Here is an 18,398-nt window from a genome sequence, read left to right as displayed (position 1 = left end):
ACGGAAAATCATGTCGCTTAAAGCCATTGCCAAAGAGCTGGGACTCTCCATTACGACCGTCAGCCGCGCCCTCAACGGCTATGACGACGTCTCTGCTGAGACGCGCGCCCGCGTGGAAGCCGAGGCTCAGCGCCGTGGTTACCGACCTAACACCTTCGCCCGCCGCCTGAAGATGGGCAAAATTGACGCGGTCGGGCTGGTGTTTCCCGTCCATCCTGTTCCGCTCAATAACAGTGTATTTATGGACATGGTCGGCGAAATTAGCCACGAACTGGCGCGACATGAGATCGACTTACTGCTCATTGCCGATGACGATCTGGCGGATAAGCACAGCTATATGCGCATGGTACAGAGCCGGCGCGTCGACGCGCTGATTGTGGCGCATACGCTGGATCGCGATCCGCGGCTTGAGCAGCTGCAGGCCGCCGGGTTCCCTTTCCTGGCGCTTGGGCGCAGCCAGCTGCCGCAGCCTTACGCGTGGTTTGATTTCGATAACTATGCCGGTACGTACAATGCTACCCGCTGGCTGATTGAGAAAGGCCATCAGCGTATTGCGCTGCTCGGCGAAAGCAATAATCAGGCATTTATCACCCAGCGCCGTCAGGGCTATCTGGACGCTCTGCGGGAAGCCGGGCTTTCCAGCGAATGGCTGCGCGCCATGCCGCCGTCGCGCCGCGTGGGATATGCCACCACGAAAGAACTGCTTGCCCTGCCGCAACCGCCCACGGCGATCATTACTGACTGCAACACCCACGGCGACGGGGCGGCGATGGCGCTCGAACAGCTGGGGCGTTTATCCGGCGACAACGCCGTGTCGCTGGTGGTCTACGACGGACTGCCGCAGGACAGTATCGTCGATACCGACGTGGCGTCGGTGATCCAGTCTACCCGTCAGGGTGTCGGAAAACAGATTGCCGACATGGTCCGCCGGCTGATTAACGGCGACGATATTGCGCAGCTTCAGGTGCTCTGGCAACCGGAATTCTCCCCCGGCCAGACGGCCTGAATATCTCCATTTTCTAAACCCGATCACAAATCCGAAACGTTTTGGTTTGTATCCGAAACGTTTCGGATCAAAACTCAAGTCATCCCATGACAGGAGATGTCTGATGCAAGATTCTATTTTACGACTTGAAAGCGCAACGGTAGATGTGGTGATAAAAACGCGCCCGTTCGCCGAAATTATTTACTGGGGGCCGCATCTTCAGCACTTTTTGCCGCAAAATGCTGAAACCCTTTCGCGGCCCGTTGCTAACGGCAGGCTGGATGTCGATTCTCCGGTTACGCTGATGGCTGAACTCGGGCACGGCCTGTTTGGCTCGCCGGGTATTGAGGGGCACCGAGAGGGGCTGGACGGTTCCCCGGTATTCAGAACTACGCGGGTACAGCAGGAATTAAACACCCTGACGATTACCGCTGAAGATGACTATGCGGGCCTGCGTCTGACCAGCGAGCTGGCGCTGGACGACAGCGGCGTGCTGGTGGTTCGTCACGGTTTAACGAACCTGAAAGCACGTCCCTGGCAGGTTGACCGCTTTGCCGTCACGCTGCCGGTGGCCGAGCGCGCCCGGGAGGTGATGGCCTTCCACGGACGCTGGATCAGAGAGTTCCAGCCGCACCGCGTAAACCTTGAGCACGACAGCGTTGTGATTGAAAACCGCCGGGGTAAAACCTCCCACGAACACTTTCCTGCACTGATAGCCGGTACGCCGTCGTTCAGCGAAATGCAGGGTGACGTCTGGGGCGTGCATCTGGGCTGGAGCGGGAACCATCGCCTGCGCGCGGAAGCGAAAACCGACGGTCGCCGTTATATTCAGGCCGAAGCGCTCTACCTGTCGGGGGAAATGGCGATAGAAGAGGGCGATACGCTCTGGACACCGCGCCTGTATGCCAGCTACTCCCCGCGGGGCCTGAACGGCATGAGCCAGTCTTTCCATCGCTACCTGCGCGACAACGTCATCCGCTTCCCGGAAAATAAACCGCGTCCGGTACACCTCAATACCTGGGAGGGGATCTACTTCAACCACGATCCGGATTACATCATGCGCATGGCCGACGAGGCCGCCACGCTGGGCGTGGAGCGCTTTATTATTGACGACGGCTGGTTCAAAGGCCGCAATGACGACCACGCCGCGCTGGGCGACTGGTATCTGGATGAGAAAAAATATCCGAATGGCCTGACGCCGGTGATTGACCACGTCAAACGGCTCGGCATGGAGTTTGGCATCTGGGTTGAGCCGGAGATGATCAACCCGGACTCCGATCTGTATCGCGCGCATCCTGACTGGGTGCTGGCGCTGCCGGGCTATGCCCAGGCGACCGGGCGTCATCAGCTGGTGCTCAACCTCAACATTCCGCAGGCTTTTGATTATCTTGTGGAACGCATGAGCTGGCTGCTGGGCGAGCATGCGATCGACTACGTGAAGTGGGACATGAACCGCGAGCTGGTGCAGCCGGGACACAACGGTAAAGCCGCCGCCGACGCCCAGACCCGTCAGTTTTACCGGCTGCTGGATGTGCTGGGCGAGCGCTTCCCGCAAATTGAATTCGAATCCTGCTCTTCCGGCGGCGGGCGCATTGATTACGAAGTGCTGAGCCGGAGCCATCGCTTCTGGGCGTCCGACAACAACGACGCGCTGGAGCGCAGCACCATCCAGCGTGGCATGAGCTATTTTTTCCCGCCGGAGGTGATGGGGGCGCATATCGGTCATCATAAATGCCACGCTACCTTCCGCCAGCACAGCATTGAATTCCGCGGCCTGACGGCGATGTTTGGCCATATGGGGCTGGAGCTGGATCCGCTCACCGTGGACGCGCAGGAGCGCGAGGGGTATCGACATTACGCCGCGCTGCACAAGCAGTGGCGAGAGGTGATCCACCACGGCACCCAATGGCGGATTGATATGCCGGACGCCACCACGCTGGCGCAGGGGATTGTGAGCGAAGACAAGGCGCAGGGGCTATTTATGGTCAGCCAGCTCGCGATGCCGGATTACAGCCTGATGATGCCGCTGCGCATGCCGGGGCTGGAGGCCAGCGCGCAGTACCGCGTCGCGCTGCTCGATCACCCGAATATTCAAATTACGGGCGAAGGCGGGCACACCATGCGCAAGCTGCCGGCGTGGATGGAAACACCGCAAACGGTGAGCGGTGAGTGGCTGATGCAGGCGGGCATTGCGCTGCCGATTCTCGATCCGGAAACCGCCATTCTGATTGGCGTGGAACGCGTGTAAAGGTGATGGGCCGGGAAACTGGCCCTCCGTTGAGGATAAAAATAATGAACACAACAACCTGTACCCACAAAGACAACCCAAATTTCTGGATCTTCGGGCTGTTCTTCTTTCTCTACTTCTTCATCATGGCCACCTGCTTTCCGTTCCTGCCGATCTGGCTGTCGGATATCATCGGCCTGAATAAAACCCATACCGGGATTGTTTTCTCCTGCATCTCGCTGTCGGCCATTGCGTTCCAGCCGGTGCTGGGGGTGATTTCGGACAAACTGGGGCTGAAAAAACACCTGCTGTGGATAATCTCGGTGCTGTTATTCCTGTTCGCACCGTTCTTCCTGTACGTCTTCGCGCCCCTGCTGAAAACCAGTATCTGGCTGGGGGCGTTGAGCGGCGGGTTATATATCGGTTTTGTCTTCTCGGCGGGATCGGGCGCAATCGAGGCCTACATCGAACGCGTGAGCCGCAACAGTTTCTTCGAATACGGCAAGGCGCGCATGTTCGGCTGTCTCGGCTGGGGGCTATGCGCGTCTACGGGCGGCATCCTGTTCGGCATCGATCCGTCGTATGTATTCTGGATGGGATCAGGGGCCGCATTGCTGTTGATGCTGCTGCTGGTGGTCGCGAAGCCGAAGCCCAACCAGACGGCGCAGGTGATGAACGCCCTGGGAGCCAACCAGCCGCAGATCACTGCCAGAACCGTCTTTAAGCTGTTCCGCCAGCGCAGAATGTGGATGTTCATTCTGTACGTGATTGGCGTTGCCTGCGTGTATGACGTTTTCGATCAGCAGTTTGCCACCTTCTTTAAAACCTTCTTCGCCACGCCACAGGAAGGCACTCGCGCCTTTGGCTTTGCCACCACGGCGGGGGAAATCTGTAACGCCATCATCATGTTCTGCTCGCCGTGGATCATTAACCGTATCGGCGCGAAAAATACGCTGCTGATCGCCGGGGTGATAATGGCGACGCGTATTATCGGCTCGTCGTTCGCCACCACCGCCGTGGAGGTGATTGCCCTGAAGATGCTGCACGCGCTGGAAGTCCCGTTCCTGCTGGTGGGCGCCTTTAAGTACATCACCGGGGTGTTTGATACCCGACTGTCGGCGACTATCTATCTGATCGGCTTCCAGTTTGCCAAACAGTCGGCGGCGATTTTCCTTTCTGCCTTTGCCGGAAATATGTATGACCGGATCGGTTTCCAGGAGACGTATTTGATGCTGGGCTGTTTCGTGCTGGCAATTACGGTGGTGTCGGCGTTTACGTTGAGCAGCAGGCAGGAGATTGCTGCCGCCTCGGGGGCAGCAGCGTTAACACATCAGTCCAGGTAAAACACTTCGGTAAGCTCCGTACTCACCGGGCTGTTATCCGGGTTTGACGGCATAACGTCGACCATATGTTCCCACCAGCGCTGGCAAACGTCGGTATTCGCTACCGCGCGCCAGCGCTCCTCCGATTCAATCTCCACGGTCGCAAACAGCAGGTTGCGTGCTTTGTCGAGATAAATGGCGTAGCGGTGCGCGCCGTGGTCTTTCAGCACCGCTTCAAGCTCGGGCCATATGGGGTTATGGCGACGCGCATACTCCTCGTGCGCGTCCGGGTTTACCTGCATCACAAACGCTTTGCGGATCATCATGCCTCCATTCGCTTTCGCGGACGGCTATGGGTACAAATCCAGTGCCGACTGCATCGGCGTAACGCCAAAGCGTTTACCGAGTGCAATCAGCTCTTCCCGGGTAATGGTCTGCTTCATACCGCCCATGGAATAGACCTTCACCAGCACTTCAGCTGATTTTTCAGCGGTATCGATCAGGCCGAAAGTTTCATCCAGCGTCGGGCCGCTGCCGAAAACGCCGTGGAACGGCCACAGCACCAGAGAATGCTTTTGCATCTCTTTGGCGGTTGCCTGGCCGATCTCGTCGGTACCGGGCACCATCCACGGCAGAATGCCGACGCCGTCCGGGAAGACCACCAGGCACTCGGTGCTGCCTTCCCACAGCTTGCGGGTGATGAGATCGGCGTTGTTTTCCAGCACGTAGGTCAGGGCAATCAGATTGGTGGCGTGGCAGTGCATGATGACGCGGTCTTTACCGTGGGTCGCCTTGATGCGCTGGCAGTGCGAGAGGAAGTGCGCTGGCAGTTCAGAGGTGGGCACTGCCTCCTCCGTGAGCCCCCAAAGAATGTGGTAGCCCGCGCCGTCGCTGTCCACCCTCACGACACCGAGATTGGCCTGCGGGTCGAGCTGGACGTTGCGAAAGAACTTGCCGGATCCGGTGACGATAAACGGCGTGTTAGCGAGCAGCGGCATCGGCTGGCTCAGGGCGATATAGCGCGGTTTTTGATGGAAATCAGCGGCGTACGGCTCGATGTCGGCATCGTCCAGGCGCAGCGTCAGGTTGCCGCCGTTACGCTCATCCCACCCTTTCAACCAGGCGTCAGAGGTGGCTTTAATCATGCCCTGGACGAACCAGGAATGGGTGATGGTCTGCATACTGTGGTTCCTTTGAAAATGCCGGGTGGCGCTATGCTTACCCGGCCTACTTATACTGCGGGGAGGGTTGAATCACCCGCGTGTGCTCAACACGTCTTTCTCATACGCCCGCACGTTCTCCAGCCACTGGCTGCCTGTTGGTACGTCGTTGCGCTGACAGTACATTTCCCACACGGCCTGCCACGGCAGCGATTTCTGCTCTTCCAGCAGCGCCAGGCGGGCCGTGTAGTCACCTCCCTGCTCCAGCTGTTTCAGTGCTTCAGTCGGCTCCAGCAGGGCACGAAGCAGCGCTTTCTTCATGTTGCGGGTGCCGATAACCCACGCCGCGATGCGGTTGATGGAGGCGTCAAAGAAGTCGAGGCCAATATGGACGCGGTCGAACAGGTCGTGGCGAACGATCTCGCTGGCAATGGCCTGCGTTTCGTCATCCAGCAACACCACATGGTCGCTGTCCCAGCGCACCGGACGGCTGACGTGCAGCAGCAGGCGCGGCACGTAGAGCATGGCGGCAGAGATTTTGTCGGAGATGACCTCCGTCGGGTGGAAGTGCCCGGCATCCAGACACAGGGCAGTCTGGCGGCTGGTGGCGTAACCCATATAGAACTCGTTCGAGCCGACGGTATAACTCTCCGCGCCAATGCCGAACAGCTTGCTCTCCACGGCATCAATATGGTGCGCCGGGTTAAGCTTCTCGCTAATGGCTTCATCCAGTGCAGCCAGCAGGCGCTGGCGCGGGGCGAGGCGGTCAATGGTGACGTCCTTCATGCCGTCCGGGATCCAGATATTCATCACCGACGGGGTGCCAAGCTGTTCACCAAACCAGGCTGAAACGCGGCGGCAGGCCTTCACGTGGTCGATCCAGAACTGACGGATCTCGTGACTGGGATGGGCGAGGGTAAAGCCGTCAGCGCTGAGCGGGTGCGAGAAGCAGGACGGGTTGAAGTCCAGGCCCAGACCGTTGGCTTTTGCCCACGCCACCCAGTTTTTAAAGTGTTTCGGCTGGATTTCATTACGCGCGACCGGCTCGTCGGATTCCAGATAAATCGCGTGCAGGTTCAGGCGCTTCGGACCGGGTATCAGGCTGAGCGCCAGCGTCAGATCGGCGCGCAGTTCGGTCGCGTTGCGCGCTTTCCCGGGATAGTTACCGGTTGCCTGAATACCCCCCGTCAGGGAACCGCCTGGGTTTTCGAAGCCGGCGACGTCATCGCCCTGCCAGCAATGCATGGAGACCGGCAGACGGTCGAGCTGACGCAGTGCCGCTTCGACATCCACGCCGACGGCGGCGAAACGCTGTTTAGCCAGGTTCCAGGCTTGTTCAAGTTGAGTGGTCATGCGCAAAGCTCCTTAGTCAGTCGGTTTTGCTGAAACTGCGTCCGGTAGCGGGCAATTTCATGGCAGGGATCGGGAAGGAACGTGGTCAGGCTGCCGCTGGCGGTGACTACCGAGCGGAAATCGTCCACGCTGGCCAGTTCGTCAAGGGTCATCAGCTGAATGCCGATATTGCCGAGCGTGGAGGCCTCGACCGGGCCCGCCACCACGGTGATGCCGCAGGCATCGGCACAAAGCTGGTTTAACAGCGCGTTCTGGCAACCGCCGCCAACAATATGCAGCGTGTCGAACGGTCTGCCGCGAAGGCTGGCCAGCTCGCTCAGCACATCCGCATAAAGCAGGGCAAGGCTGTCAAAAATACAGCGCGCCAGTTCGGCCGGGCTTGATGGTACAGGCTGTCCGGCCTCGCGGCAGGCGGCCTGGATCTCGGTGCTCATGTGCGCCGGATTGATAAAGCGATCGTCATTGGGATGAATCAGGAACGTACAGGCTTTGCGCTTTTCGGTGTCGGCGATAAGCCCGGGCAGATCGGTAATTTTCTGCTCCTTAAGCACCCGCTGGAGCAGCCACAACCCCATAATGTTCTTTAACACCCGATAGCGCCCTTCGGCCCCGCCTTCGTTGGTGATATTTGCGGCCATTGCCTCCTCGCTGACGTAAGGCGTTTTGCTTTCAAAGCCCATTAGCGACCAGGTGCCGGAAGAGAGATAGGCGGCATCTTTACCGCAAAGCGGTGAGGCAATAACCGCGCTGGCGGTATCGTGGCTCGCCACGGCAACGACCGGGATCGCATTCCCCTGCGGGCACACCCACTGGCCGATGACGTTGCCGGGATGGGTCGGCGTACCGAACCACGCCGGGGATGCGCCCGTCCAGGCCAGCAGGTGCTCATCCCAGTTATCCGAGTTGATGTTGACCAGCTGGGTGGTGGTGGCGTTGGTATATTCCCAGTTCATGTTGCCGGTCAGGCGATAGCTCAGGTAGTCCGGGATCAGCAGCACATGGGCAACGTCTGCTGCCAGCCCTGGCTGCTGCTCGACCAGCGCGCGCAGCTGATACAGCGTGTTAAACGGCAGAAACTGTATGCCGCTGCGCCCGTAGATATCATCCTTACCGAGCCGGGCGATGGCGTGCGCCATCAGGCCATCCGTGCGGCTGTCGCGGTAGGAGACGGGCAGGCCAACGCGAGCGCCGCTGCTGTCCAGCAAGACATAATCGACGCCCCAGGTATCTATGCCGATGCTGTCGATGAGGATCCCGCTATCGCAGACTTTTTTGAGCCCGGTACGGATCTCCGTCTCAAGTTCATCAATGTTCCAGGTATCAAAGCCGTCCTGTTTTTGCAGGCAGTTCGCAAAACGATGCATCTCGCGAAGGGAAAGGGTGTGCTGGTCGCAGTCCCAGGTGGCGAGCATTACACGGCCGCTGGATGCGCCTAAATCCACAGCGACACAATGGCGAAAGGTCATGGTCGGATCCTTCTTGAAATCATTAGCGCTGAGTGTAAAAAAGGGGCGAAAAAACCACCTTCTCGCCACTGACAGTCCGCAACCCGTGCTGGCAAGAAAGCAAAGATGAACGTGAGGGGGTTCACACTTTTCCGCGAAGGCGCGCCGTTCAGCCACTGTGACGTTGACCGCAATTCCGGATCTTTCCCGCTTATTCTTGAAAAACAGGCAGGTTTTGCGGCGTTTGCTGTCGAAAATTTAAGGTGAGGGTGAGAGGCCTTATTTACTATTTTGAGAACATTTCTCATTGGTGGGGGGCGTTATGACCATACTGCACAGCGTGGACTTTTTTCCGGCGGATGGTTCGCCTGTGGCGATAGAGCCGCGGCTGCCGCAGGCGGCTTTCCCGGAGCATCATCATGATTTTCATGAAATCGTGATTGTTGAGCATGGCACGGGCATCCATGTCTTTAACGGTCAGCCCTACACCATCAGCGGCGGCACAGTCTGCTTTGTGCGCGACCACGATCGGCATCTGTATGAGCATACCGACAACCTGTGCCTGACGAACGTGCTCTATCGATCCCCGGACGCGTTCCAGTTTCTCGCGGGGCTTCATCAGCTACTGCCGCAGGAGAAGGAAGGACATTATCCGTCGCACTGGCGCGTGAATCAGGCCACGCTGCAGCAGGTTCGCCAGATTTTGCTCCAGATGGAGCAGAGTCAGGACGGACAGGAGATGCATGCGCTCGCCACGCGCGAGATGTTGTTTATGCAGCTGCTGGTGGCGTTGCGCCGCAGTAACCCGGTGGAGGGGGAGAGCAGCGAAGCCCGCCTGAACCAGCTGATGGCCTGGCTGGAGGAACATATTGCCGAGGATATCTGCTGGGAAATGCTGGCGAGTCATTTTTCACTCTCCCTGCGCACCCTGCACCGCCAGCTTAAGCAGCGAACCGGGCAGACGCCCCAGCGTTACCTTAACCGTCTGCGGCTGATAAAAGCGCGCCACCTGCTTCGCCACAGTGATGAAAGCGTCACGGATATCGCTTATCGCTGCGGTTTCGGCGACAGTAACCACTTTTCGACGCTGTTTCGTCGGGAATTCAGCTGGTCTCCGCGTGATATTCGCCAGGGGAGGGACACCTCACTACAGTAACGCGAGCCCAGTCAACGTTTTGCTGCCGTAAAGCGGGTAATAATGTCAGGTTTTCGCCGTTGAGGTGGTGATGTGGCCGCACCGTTAATTCTTCGCAAAGATGACTTTTTTGCCTCCGCTGAACAAGCTGTTGCGGTGGCGGATCGCTATCCGCAAAACGTCTTTGCTGAACACACGCACGAATTTTATGAGCTGGTGCTGGTGTGGCGCGGCAACGGTCTGCACATTCTCAACGATCGGCCTTACCGCATTACCCGGGGGGATCTGTTTTACATTCGTGCCGAAGATAAACACGCCTACGCCTCGGTGAATGACCTGGTTTTACAGAACGTTATCTACTGCCCCGATCGGCTCAGCCTTAACGTTGACTGGGCAGCATGCATTCCCGGCTTCAACGGTGCGAAAGGCTCGCCGCACTGGCGTTTAAGCAGCAGCGGCATGACTGCCATCCGTCAGGCCATTTCCCTCCTTGAACAGGAGAGCTATAAAACCGATCCGCTGGCTAACCCGATGGCGGAGATCCTCTTCGCACAGCTGGTGATGATGCTTAAACGGCATCGCTACGAGACGGATAACCCCTCCGCCACGCAGCAGGAGACCCTGCTCGATAAGCTGATTGCCACGCTGGCGGCCAGCCTGAATAAAAGCTTTGTTCTGGAAAAGTTCTGCGAGCAGGAGCAGTGCAGCGAACGTGCCCTGCGTCAGCAGTTCCGTACCCAGACGGGCATGACGGTAAATCACTATTTGCGCCAGCTGCGCATTTGCCACGCCCAGTATTTGCTCCAGCATACAGAGTTCATGGTCAGTGACGTGGCAATGCGCTGCGGCTTTGAGGACAGTAACTACTTTTCGGTGGTCTTTAATCGCGAGGTAGGGATGACGCCGGTGCAATGGCGTCATCACAGTCGCAGGGCGGCGTAATCAGTTCGCCATACCGAGGCCGACAATGTTGGCCGCAATGATAATCACCACGCAGCCCAGGCTCAGAACGCCCACCGGTCGGCGTCCGGCATTGTTCCACTCCCTCAAGATGAGACCCACCAGTCCGCCGCACAGCACGTAGAAGCTCATGTGTAGCATCCAGCTCATATAGTCATATTGTGCCGGGATGCTGGCGTGTCCCCAGGCGTAGAAAAAGAACTGCAGGTACCACATCAGTCCGCCGAGTGCCGAAAGCAGTACGTTGGTGATGATGACCCGTTTTGCCAGTGAGAAGTCGGCTTTTAGCGACAAACTCTCAACTTTTGCCAGACGAATTACGCAATAGCCGAGGTTAACCAGTGCGCCGCCGCCCATGATCACCACGTAGCTGGGCAGCGCCACGTACAGCGGGTCGACGCCCAGCGCGGCGGCCGCCTCGTGCATCGGTTTGGCGGCGTTCATGGCAAACGACATTCCGGCGGAGAAGATGCCGCACATTACCGCCAGCAGCAGACCCTTTTTCAGGTTAAAGTCCTCGGCTTTAATGCCCATCTTGCGCTCTTTCAACTGGCCCGCGCGGGTCACTATTCCGACGCCAATAACCGCTACCAGCACGCCCAGCAGCGTCATTCTGCCGCCTTCGGTATTCAGTAACACGTCGAGGTTACCGTTGAGGATGGGCGTCATCAGAGTGCCGACAATCAGCGTGATGCCAATCGCGATGCCGATCCCCATCGACATGCCGAGATAGCGCATGGTGAGGCCGTAGTTAATATTGCCGATGCCCCACATGGCACCAAACAGAAACACCGGCAGCAGAGTGGAGGCGTTAAAAGAGGAGAAGTAGCCCCAGAAATCCGGGAGTAGCATGGCGCTGATGGCCCAGGGAAGCAGGATCCAGGAGACCACACCGCCAACCGACCACATGGTTTCCCATGACCACTGCCTGACTTTTTTAAACGGAGCATAGAAGCAGGCTGCACTGGCCGCACCTATCAAATGCCAGAAAATACCCATCGTAATCGCATGATTCATGTTTACGTCCTCATCGTTTTTATCGGTCAATGGCATCCCACCGACCCGATGAGTGTAAAAATTAAGCAGAACGACCACCTTCGGGAGGCTGCCGCACTTTGGTTTTAAATGGCAATCAACGCGTTAAGCGCGTGAGCAGATTCACATTTTCACGCTTCATCAGAAAAGGAATGACCTTACAAAAACTACGGCATTGATAATCATTTTCAATATCATTTAATTAACTATAATGAACCAACTGCTTACGCGGCATTAACAGCTGTGCCGCCCGACAATAATGGAGAGGATTATGAGTTATACACTGCCATCCCTGCCGTATGCCTACGACGCACTGGAACCGCATTTCGACAAGCAGACGATGGAAATCCATCACACTAAACACCACCAGACCTATGTGAACAACGCGAATGCTGCGCTGGAAAGCCTGCCAGAGTTCGCTAACCTGTCTGCTGAAGAACTGATCACTAAACTGGACCAGCTGCCAGCGGACAAGAAAACCGTTCTGCGTAACAACGCGGGCGGCCACGCTAACCACAGCCTGTTCTGGAAAGGCCTGAAAACCGGTACCACCCTGCAGGGCGACCTGAAAGCGGCTATCGAGCGCGACTTCGGCTCCGTTGACAACTTCAAAGCGGAATTCGAAAAAGCCGCTGCAACCCGTTTCGGCTCTGGCTGGGCGTGGTTGGTTCTGAAAGGTGACAAACTGGCGGTGGTTTCCACTGCTAACCAGGACTCCCCGCTGATGGGTGAAGCGATCTCTGGCGCATCCGGCTTCCCGATCCTGGGTCTGGACGTGTGGGAACACGCTTACTACCTGAAGTTCCAGAACCGTCGCCCTGACTACATCAAAGCGTTCTGGGATGTGGTGAACTGGGACGAAGCAGCAGCGCGTTTCGCCGCTAAAAAATAAGGTTGCATTGACGCCTGTGAGAAGCGAGTCTGATGACTCGCTTTTTTTGTATCTGCGTAATGGAGGCAGCGATGCATTACCCGGTGAATGTGTTTACAGGCAAGGTAAGGGAGTACGACGGCAGCCGCCCGAGCGCCATCGCGAAAGTGCAGGTTGACGGTGAACTGACCTTAACCGACCTTGGGCTGGCAGGCGATGAGCAGGCCGAAAAGAAAATCCACGGCGGGCCGGATCGCGCGCTGTGTCACTATCCTCGCGAGCACTATCAGCACTGGAAAACCGAATTTCCTGACCAGGCGGACCTCTTCGTCGCGCCTGCATTTGGTGAGAATCTCTCGACGGAAGGGCTGACGGAAAAGAACGTGTTTATCGGCGATATTTATCGCTGGGGCGACGCCCTGATTCAGGTGACGCAGCCTCGCTCGCCGTGCTTCAAGCTCAACTACCACTTCGGCATTCAGGATATGTCGGCCCAGCTGCAAAGCGCGGGTAAAACCGGCTGGCTGTACCGTGTGGTGCTGGCCGGGCAGGTTTCGGCGGATGCGCCGCTTGAGCTGGCTTCGCGCCTGAGCGACGTGTCGGTGTATGACGCCTGCGCCATCGCCTGGCATATGCCGTTTGATGATGAACAATATCATCGGTTGCTGTCTGCGGCGGGGTTATCGACCAGCTGGACCAGAACAATGCAGAAGCGGCGGTTAAGCAACAAGATCGAAGATAATTCGCGGAGATTGTGGGGAAAATAGTGCTCCGCAGAAAGTAGGCCGGGTAAGGCGAAGCCGCCACCCGGCACATACAGTTATGAACGCTTATACAACGGCAGCCACAGCGTTAACCGCAACCCGCCCAGCGGGCTGTCGTCAGCTTTCACCCAGCCGCGATGCTGTTGCATGGCGGTTTCAACAATTGCCAGACCCAAACCTGTACCGCCGGATTCACGGTCGCGCGCTTCGTCAGTACGGTAGAACGGACGGAAAATCTGCTCCCGATCTTCAGGGCTGACGCCAGGACCGTCGTCATCCACGATAACGGTGATCCCGTCTTTATCTACCGAGAACGCCACCTCAATCTTGGTATGCGAGTAGCGCAGAGCGTTACGCACAATATTCTCCAGCGCGCTTTCCAGCGTGTTGGGGTTGCCGTACAGCGGCCATGGACCCGGCGGGAAGTTGACGGTGAACGATTTGCCCATCTGTTCCGCTTCGAACGCCGCGTTGTCCAGCACCTCATGCCACAGGTGATTGGCTTTCACCGTTTCGCTGACCAGCGCGTTTTTCTGCTGGTTGCGTGACATCACCAGCAGGTCATTAATCATGCTGTCCAGGCGGTGAGCTTCCGTTTCAATACGTTCCAGCTCTTTACTTTCCCCACTGCGGCGGCGCAACAGCGCGGTGCCAAGCTGCAAACGCGTAAGCGGGGTGCGCAGCTCGTGCGAGATGTCCGATAGCAGACGCTGCTGTGCGGTCATCATTCGATCGAGCGCGCTGACCATCTGGTTAAAACTGGTCCCGGCGGCAAGGAATTCCTGTGGCCCCGCTTCCAGCTCAGGGTGTTGTCGCAGGTTACCCTGCGCCACTTCATCGGCGGCGTTTTTCAGCTTACGTGCGGGTTTTGCCAGACTCCACGCCAGCCATAACAGCAGCGGCGAGCTGACCAGCATGGTAACAATCAGCAGCAGGAGCGGACGGTCAAACAGCAGGTTGATGAAATCGGACTGGGAACTGCTCGCAGGGCGAATCAAATAGAGCTGGTAATTGTCTTCCCCATCCCGTACCGAGAAAGGACCCACCATCTCTACCCGACCATATTTCTTTTTCTGTGGGTGATCGGCATTATCCGCCTGGCCAATAAAGTTACGGATAATCTGCATTTCATTGCGATCGGCCCCAATGACGCGGCCTTCGCTGGTGACCAGCAAAAGGCGTTGCCCGGGCGGCGCCCACTTGTCGATAGCGCGAAACAGCCTGCGCCACCACATCAAATCGTTCGGCGGATCGTTTGCCAGCTCCGCTTCAACATGCTGCTCGATCATCACGCCCTGACGTTGCTCGCTGTCAAGAAGCTCCGTCATCTGGCGTGAGTCGAGTTTTGGCAACATCAACACGAGCATTAAAACCAGGGCCAGCGTCAGCCAGAAGATGGCAAAGATGCGGGCGGTTAAGCTGCCTATCATGAAGCGGAAACCATCAGATAGCCGCGACCACGCAGGGTTTTAAACCATGGGTGACCGTCTTTACGCTCCGGCAGCTTGCGGCGCAGGTTAGAGATGTGCATGTCGATGGCGCGGTCAAACGGGGTAAGACGTTTGCCCAGCACTTCCTGACTCAGGTGTTCACGCGATACCACCTGGCCGAGGTGCTGCGCCAGCAGATAAAGCAGGGTGAACTCTGTGCCGGTCAACTCCAGGGTCTGACCGTCGAAGCTCGCTTCCTGACGACCTGGGTTCAGGCTCAGGGAGTCCACTTCCAGCGTGGGTGAGCTGTTGTCGGTATTCTGCTGCTGCTCGCTCCAGTGGGAACGGCGCAGGATAGCGCGAATACGGGCCACCAGTTCACGATCGTTGAACGGTTTCGGTAAATAGTCATCCGCACCCAGCTCAAGGCCGAGAACGCGGTCAAGTTCGCTGCCGCGGGCGGTCAGCATGATAACGGGGGTCTGGTGTGTCTGGCGAAGCTCTTTCAGCGTATCAATACCGTTTTTCTTCGGCATCATGACGTCGAGCAAAAGTAAATCGATGCTGTCGTCAAGGAGACTCAGCGCCTGCTCGCCATCATGGGCAACCAGGACGTTGAAACCTTCCATGTCGAGCAACTCCTTTAAAAGGGATGTGAGCTCTCGGTCATCATCAACTAACAGGATTTTATTCATTGTTTAAATACCTCCGAGGCAGAAATTACGACATCAAGGCTATCTAATCCATGACTTTACGTTGTTTTACACCCCCTGACGCATGTTTGCAGCCTGAATCGTAGACTGTCTCTCGTTGAATCGCGACACGAAAGATTTTGGGAGCAAGTGATGCGCAAAGTTACCGCTGCCGTCATGGCCTCAACGCTGGCGTTCAGTGCGTTTAGCCAGGCCGCTGTAGCTATCAACGGCGATACCGGTCCCTCACCAGAGGGCGCAACGCAGCTCAGTAGCCAAAGCCATATGTTTGACGGCATAAGTTTAACCGAACATCAGCGTCAACAGATGCGAGATCTGATGCAGAGGGCACGACACGACCAGCCCCCTGTTAATGTTAGCGAAATGGAGACAATGCATCGCCTTGTCACCGCAGAAAATTTTGACGAAAGCGCTGTACGCGCTCAGGCCGAAAAAATGGCACAGGAACAGGTTGCCCGCCAGGTAGAGATGGCGAAGGTCCGTAACCAGATGTTCCACCTGCTAACGCCCGAGCAGCAAGCGGTTTTGAACACCCGACATCAGCAACGAATGGACCAGTTGCGTGAGGTTGCACGGATGCAGCGAAGCCTGGATGCGACGCTTTTCAGTAGCAATAGCAGTACCCGTAGTAACCAGTAAACCCTGTTTTCCTTGCCATAGACACCATCCCTGTCTTCCCCCACATGATGTGGGGGTTTTTTTTGCCCCGCATTCTGATTTGTTAACCGTTTATTCATCCTCCGTCCCCCTATGCTTCCGTTATACTAGCGGCAAGACATGACAGGAGCGTTTATGAATCAATCCTATGGAAGGCTGGTAAGCCGGGCCGCTATTGCGGCAACCGTTGTGGCGTCTGGCCTGTTACTGATTAAAATCTTTGCCTGGTGGTATACCGGTTCGGTCAGTATTCTGGCGGCGCTGGTGGATTCGCTAATGGATATTGCCGCCTCGCTGACCAACCTGCTGGTGGTGCGCTATTCACTGCAGCCCGCGGATGAAGAGCACACGTTTGGGCACGGTAAAGCGGAGTCGCTGGCCGCGCTGGCGCAAAGCATGTTTATTTCCGGTTCTGCACTGTTCCTGTTTTTGACCGGCATTCAGCATCTCGTCTCGCCGACACCTATGAACGATCCCGGTGTGGGCGTAGTGGTGACGGTCGTTGCACTTATAAGCACACTTGTTCTGGTAACGTTCCAGCGCTGGGTGGTTCGCAAAACGCAAAGCCAGGCTGTACGGGCGGATATGCTTCATTATCAATCTGATGTTATGATGAATGGGGCAATTCTTATTGCGCTGGGCCTGGCCTGGTATGGCTGGCACCGGGCCGATGCGCTATTTGCGTTAGGTATCGGCATCTATATTTTGTATAGCGCCTTACGGATGGGGTATGACGCGGTGCAATCGTTGCTTGACCGAGCCCTTCCGGACGCAGAACGCAATGAAATTTTTTCTCTTGTGACCTCCTGGCCTGGCGTCAGCGGTGCACACGATCTTCGAACGCGGCAGTCAGGGCCGACCCGCTTTATTCAGATTCATATTGAAATGGAAGACAACCTGCCACTGGTACAGGCTCACGTGATTGCTGAGCAGGTCGAGCAGGCAATTTTGCAGCGTTTTCCTGGTTCAGACGTCATTATTCACCAGGATCCCTGCTCGGTTGTACCCGGACACGTGGGGCTTTCGTAATTGGTTGTAAAAAAGTGAGCCAGGCCAGCATTTTGTGTATAAATTACCGCCATTTGGTCTGACCTGAATCAATTCAGCTGGAAGGGATTGATATACTATTTGCAGTATTCGTTGGTCGATAAGTTTCTTCCGGCAACAGATTTCAATTTTGCATTCCTAAGTTCAGAGGTAGTCATGATTAAGAAAATCGGTGTGTTGACAAGCGGCGGTGATGCGCCGGGCATGAACGCGGCAATTCGTGGTGTTGTCCGTGCAGCGCTGACGGAAGGTCTGGAAGTTTTTGGTATCTATGATGGTTACCTGGGTCTGTATGAAGATCGTATGGTTCAGCTCGACCGTTACAGCGTGTCCGACATGATTAACCGTGGCGGTACCTTCCTTGGGTCTGCGCGCTTCCCGGAATTCCGTGACGAACACATCCGTGAAGTGGCTATCGAGAACATGAAAAAACGCGGTCTGGACGCGCTGGTGGTTATCGGCGGTGACGGCTCTTACATGGGTGCAAAACGTCTGACCGAAATGGGCTTCCCGTGCATCGGTCTGCCGGGCACCATCGACAACGACATCAAAGGTACTGACTACACTATCGGCTTCTTTACTGCACTGGGTACCGTTGTTGAAGCGATCGACCGTCTGCGCGATACCTCGTCTTCTCACCAGCGTATCTCTATCGTTGAAGTGATGGGGCGTTACTGCGGTGACCTGACCCTGGCCGCGGCGATTGCCGGTGGTTGTGAGTTCGTGGTGGTTCCGGAAGTGGAATTCAGCCGTGAAGATCTGGTCGCTGAAATCAAAGCCGGCATCGCGAAAGGTAAAAAACACGCGATCGTGGCTATCACCGAGCACATCTGTGACGTTGACGAGCTGGCGAAGTACATCGAAGCCGAAACCAAGCGCGAAACCCGCGCGACCGTACTGGGTCACATCCAGCGTGGCGGTTCCCCTGGCCCTTACGACCGCATTCTGGCGTCCCGTATGGGCGCGTACGCTATCGATCTGCTGCTGCAGGGTCACGGCGGCCGTTGCGTCGGTATTCAGAACGAAAAACTGGTTCACCATGACATCATCGACGCGATTGAAAATATGAAGCGTCCGTTCAAAGGTGACTGGCTGGACTGCGCGAAAAAACTGTACTGATCGGCTCTGTTGCCCGGTGGCAAGGTAAATGCAAAACGGTAACCCTTGGGTTACCGTTTTTTATGTTTGCTCCCTCTCCCGTGGGAGAGAGTTGGGATGAGGGCATGTGGCTGCTCACATTCTTCTTTTTATTCCTCTACGTTATAGCCAATCTTTTTTTATTCTTTAATCATCG

Annotated in this window: 17 protein-coding genes; 10 read left to right on the top strand and 7 right to left on the bottom strand. The window is 56.8% G+C overall.

Annotated features, from left to right (window positions below; all coding sequences use genetic code 11):
• Positions 1–10: 10 nt before the first annotated feature.
• From ABFI50_RS08755 to ABFI50_RS08745, 3 genes are all read left to right on the top strand, one after another.
• Complete coding sequence (locus tag ABFI50_RS08755) at positions 11–1,006, top strand: LacI family DNA-binding transcriptional regulator (protein WP_014885729.1); 996 nt, start codon at positions 11–13, stop codon at positions 1,004–1,006.
• A 103-nt stretch (positions 1,007–1,109) separates the two neighbouring features.
• A complete protein-coding gene (locus ABFI50_RS08750; RefSeq protein ID WP_347485856.1) occupies positions 1,110–3,233 on the top strand; it encodes an alpha-galactosidase in 2,124 nt (707 codons plus the stop codon).
• A 44-nt stretch (positions 3,234–3,277) separates the two neighbouring features.
• Positions 3,278–4,555 (top strand): MFS transporter, encoded by a 1,278-nt coding sequence (locus tag ABFI50_RS08745; protein ID WP_014885727.1) that lies wholly within the window; start codon positions 3,278–3,280, stop codon positions 4,553–4,555.
• Here ABFI50_RS08745 and rhaM read toward each other — a convergent pair.
• From rhaM to rhaB, 4 genes are all read right to left on the bottom strand, one after another.
• Positions 4,543–4,857, bottom strand: coding sequence for an L-rhamnose mutarotase (gene rhaM / locus ABFI50_RS08740; RefSeq protein ID WP_014885726.1), 315 nt, complete (start codon positions 4,855–4,857; stop codon positions 4,543–4,545). The genes ABFI50_RS08745 and rhaM overlap by 13 nt on opposite strands.
• A 27-nt stretch (positions 4,858–4,884) precedes the next feature.
• Entirely contained in the window at positions 4,885–5,715 is an 831-nt protein-coding gene (gene rhaD, locus ABFI50_RS08735; RefSeq protein ID WP_023331613.1) for a rhamnulose-1-phosphate aldolase, read from the bottom strand.
• Positions 5,716–5,787: 72 nt separating this feature from the next.
• Entirely contained in the window at positions 5,788–7,047 is a 1,260-nt protein-coding gene (rhaA, locus tag ABFI50_RS08730; RefSeq protein WP_063667346.1) for an L-rhamnose isomerase, read from the bottom strand.
• Positions 7,044–8,513 (bottom strand): rhamnulokinase, encoded by a 1,470-nt coding sequence (rhaB, locus tag ABFI50_RS08725; protein WP_045281586.1) that lies wholly within the window; start codon positions 8,511–8,513, stop codon positions 7,044–7,046. The genes rhaA and rhaB overlap by 4 nt, the downstream gene beginning before the upstream one ends.
• A 301-nt stretch (positions 8,514–8,814) precedes the next feature.
• Here rhaB and rhaS point away from each other — a divergent pair, with 301 nt between their 5' ends.
• Together rhaS and rhaR are read left to right on the top strand one after the other, a co-directional pair.
• Positions 8,815–9,648: an HTH-type transcriptional activator RhaS gene (gene rhaS, locus ABFI50_RS08720; RefSeq protein WP_014885721.1), complete on the top strand. Its 834-nt coding sequence runs from the start codon at positions 8,815–8,817 to the stop codon at positions 9,646–9,648.
• A 72-nt stretch (positions 9,649–9,720) separates the two neighbouring features.
• Positions 9,721–10,569: an HTH-type transcriptional activator RhaR gene (gene rhaR, locus ABFI50_RS08715; protein ID WP_023336471.1), complete on the top strand. Its 849-nt coding sequence runs from the start codon at positions 9,721–9,723 to the stop codon at positions 10,567–10,569.
• Here rhaR and rhaT read toward each other — a convergent pair whose 3' ends face one another.
• Positions 10,570–11,604, bottom strand: a complete 1,035-nt coding sequence (rhaT, locus tag ABFI50_RS08710; RefSeq protein ID WP_014885719.1) for an L-rhamnose/proton symporter RhaT — start codon at positions 11,602–11,604, stop codon at positions 10,570–10,572.
• Positions 11,605–11,893: 289 nt separating this feature from the next.
• Here rhaT and sodA point away from each other — a divergent pair, with 289 nt between their 5' ends.
• Both sodA and yiiM read left to right on the top strand, forming a co-directional pair.
• Positions 11,894–12,514, top strand: coding sequence for a superoxide dismutase [Mn] (gene sodA / locus ABFI50_RS08705; RefSeq protein ID WP_004203668.1), 621 nt, complete (start codon positions 11,894–11,896; stop codon positions 12,512–12,514).
• 71 nt (positions 12,515–12,585) lie between these two features.
• Complete coding sequence (gene yiiM / locus ABFI50_RS08700) at positions 12,586–13,260, top strand: 6-hydroxyaminopurine reductase (RefSeq protein WP_014885718.1); 675 nt, start codon at positions 12,586–12,588, stop codon at positions 13,258–13,260.
• Between the two features lie 53 nt (positions 13,261–13,313).
• Here yiiM and cpxA read toward each other — a convergent pair whose 3' ends face one another.
• Both cpxA and cpxR read right to left on the bottom strand, forming a co-directional pair.
• Positions 13,314–14,687: an envelope stress sensor histidine kinase CpxA gene (cpxA, locus tag ABFI50_RS08695; RefSeq protein WP_014885717.1), complete on the bottom strand. Its 1,374-nt coding sequence runs from the start codon at positions 14,685–14,687 to the stop codon at positions 13,314–13,316.
• On the bottom strand, positions 14,684–15,382 hold the full coding sequence (gene cpxR / locus ABFI50_RS08690) for an envelope stress response regulator transcription factor CpxR (protein ID WP_006179159.1): 699 nt from the start codon (positions 15,380–15,382) through the stop codon (positions 14,684–14,686). Before cpxR ends, cpxA begins: the two co-directional genes overlap by 4 nt.
• Before the next feature lie 150 nt (positions 15,383–15,532).
• On the opposite strand from cpxR, the gene cpxP reads away from it, so the two are divergent.
• The 3 genes from cpxP (at position 15,533) to pfkA (ending at position 18,223) form a co-directional block, all read left to right on the top strand.
• Positions 15,533–16,039, top strand: coding sequence for a cell-envelope stress modulator CpxP (gene cpxP, locus ABFI50_RS08685; protein ID WP_023331606.1), 507 nt, complete (start codon positions 15,533–15,535; stop codon positions 16,037–16,039).
• 153 nt (positions 16,040–16,192) lie between these two features.
• Complete coding sequence (fieF, locus tag ABFI50_RS08680; protein WP_014885715.1) at positions 16,193–17,086, top strand: CDF family cation-efflux transporter FieF; 894 nt, start codon at positions 16,193–16,195, stop codon at positions 17,084–17,086.
• A 174-nt stretch (positions 17,087–17,260) separates the two neighbouring features.
• Positions 17,261–18,223 (top strand): 6-phosphofructokinase, encoded by a 963-nt coding sequence (pfkA, locus tag ABFI50_RS08675; RefSeq protein WP_014885714.1) that lies wholly within the window; start codon positions 17,261–17,263, stop codon positions 18,221–18,223.
• Positions 18,224–18,398: the final 175 nt, after the last annotated feature.

The sequence above is a fragment of the Enterobacter sp. HNDS-6 genome (assembly GCF_039850505.1).
GTDB lineage: Bacteria > Pseudomonadota > Gammaproteobacteria > Enterobacterales > Enterobacteriaceae > Enterobacter > Enterobacter kobei.
Note: the sequence above shows the minus strand (reverse complement) of the source record. Positions and strands in the feature narration are given on the sequence as shown.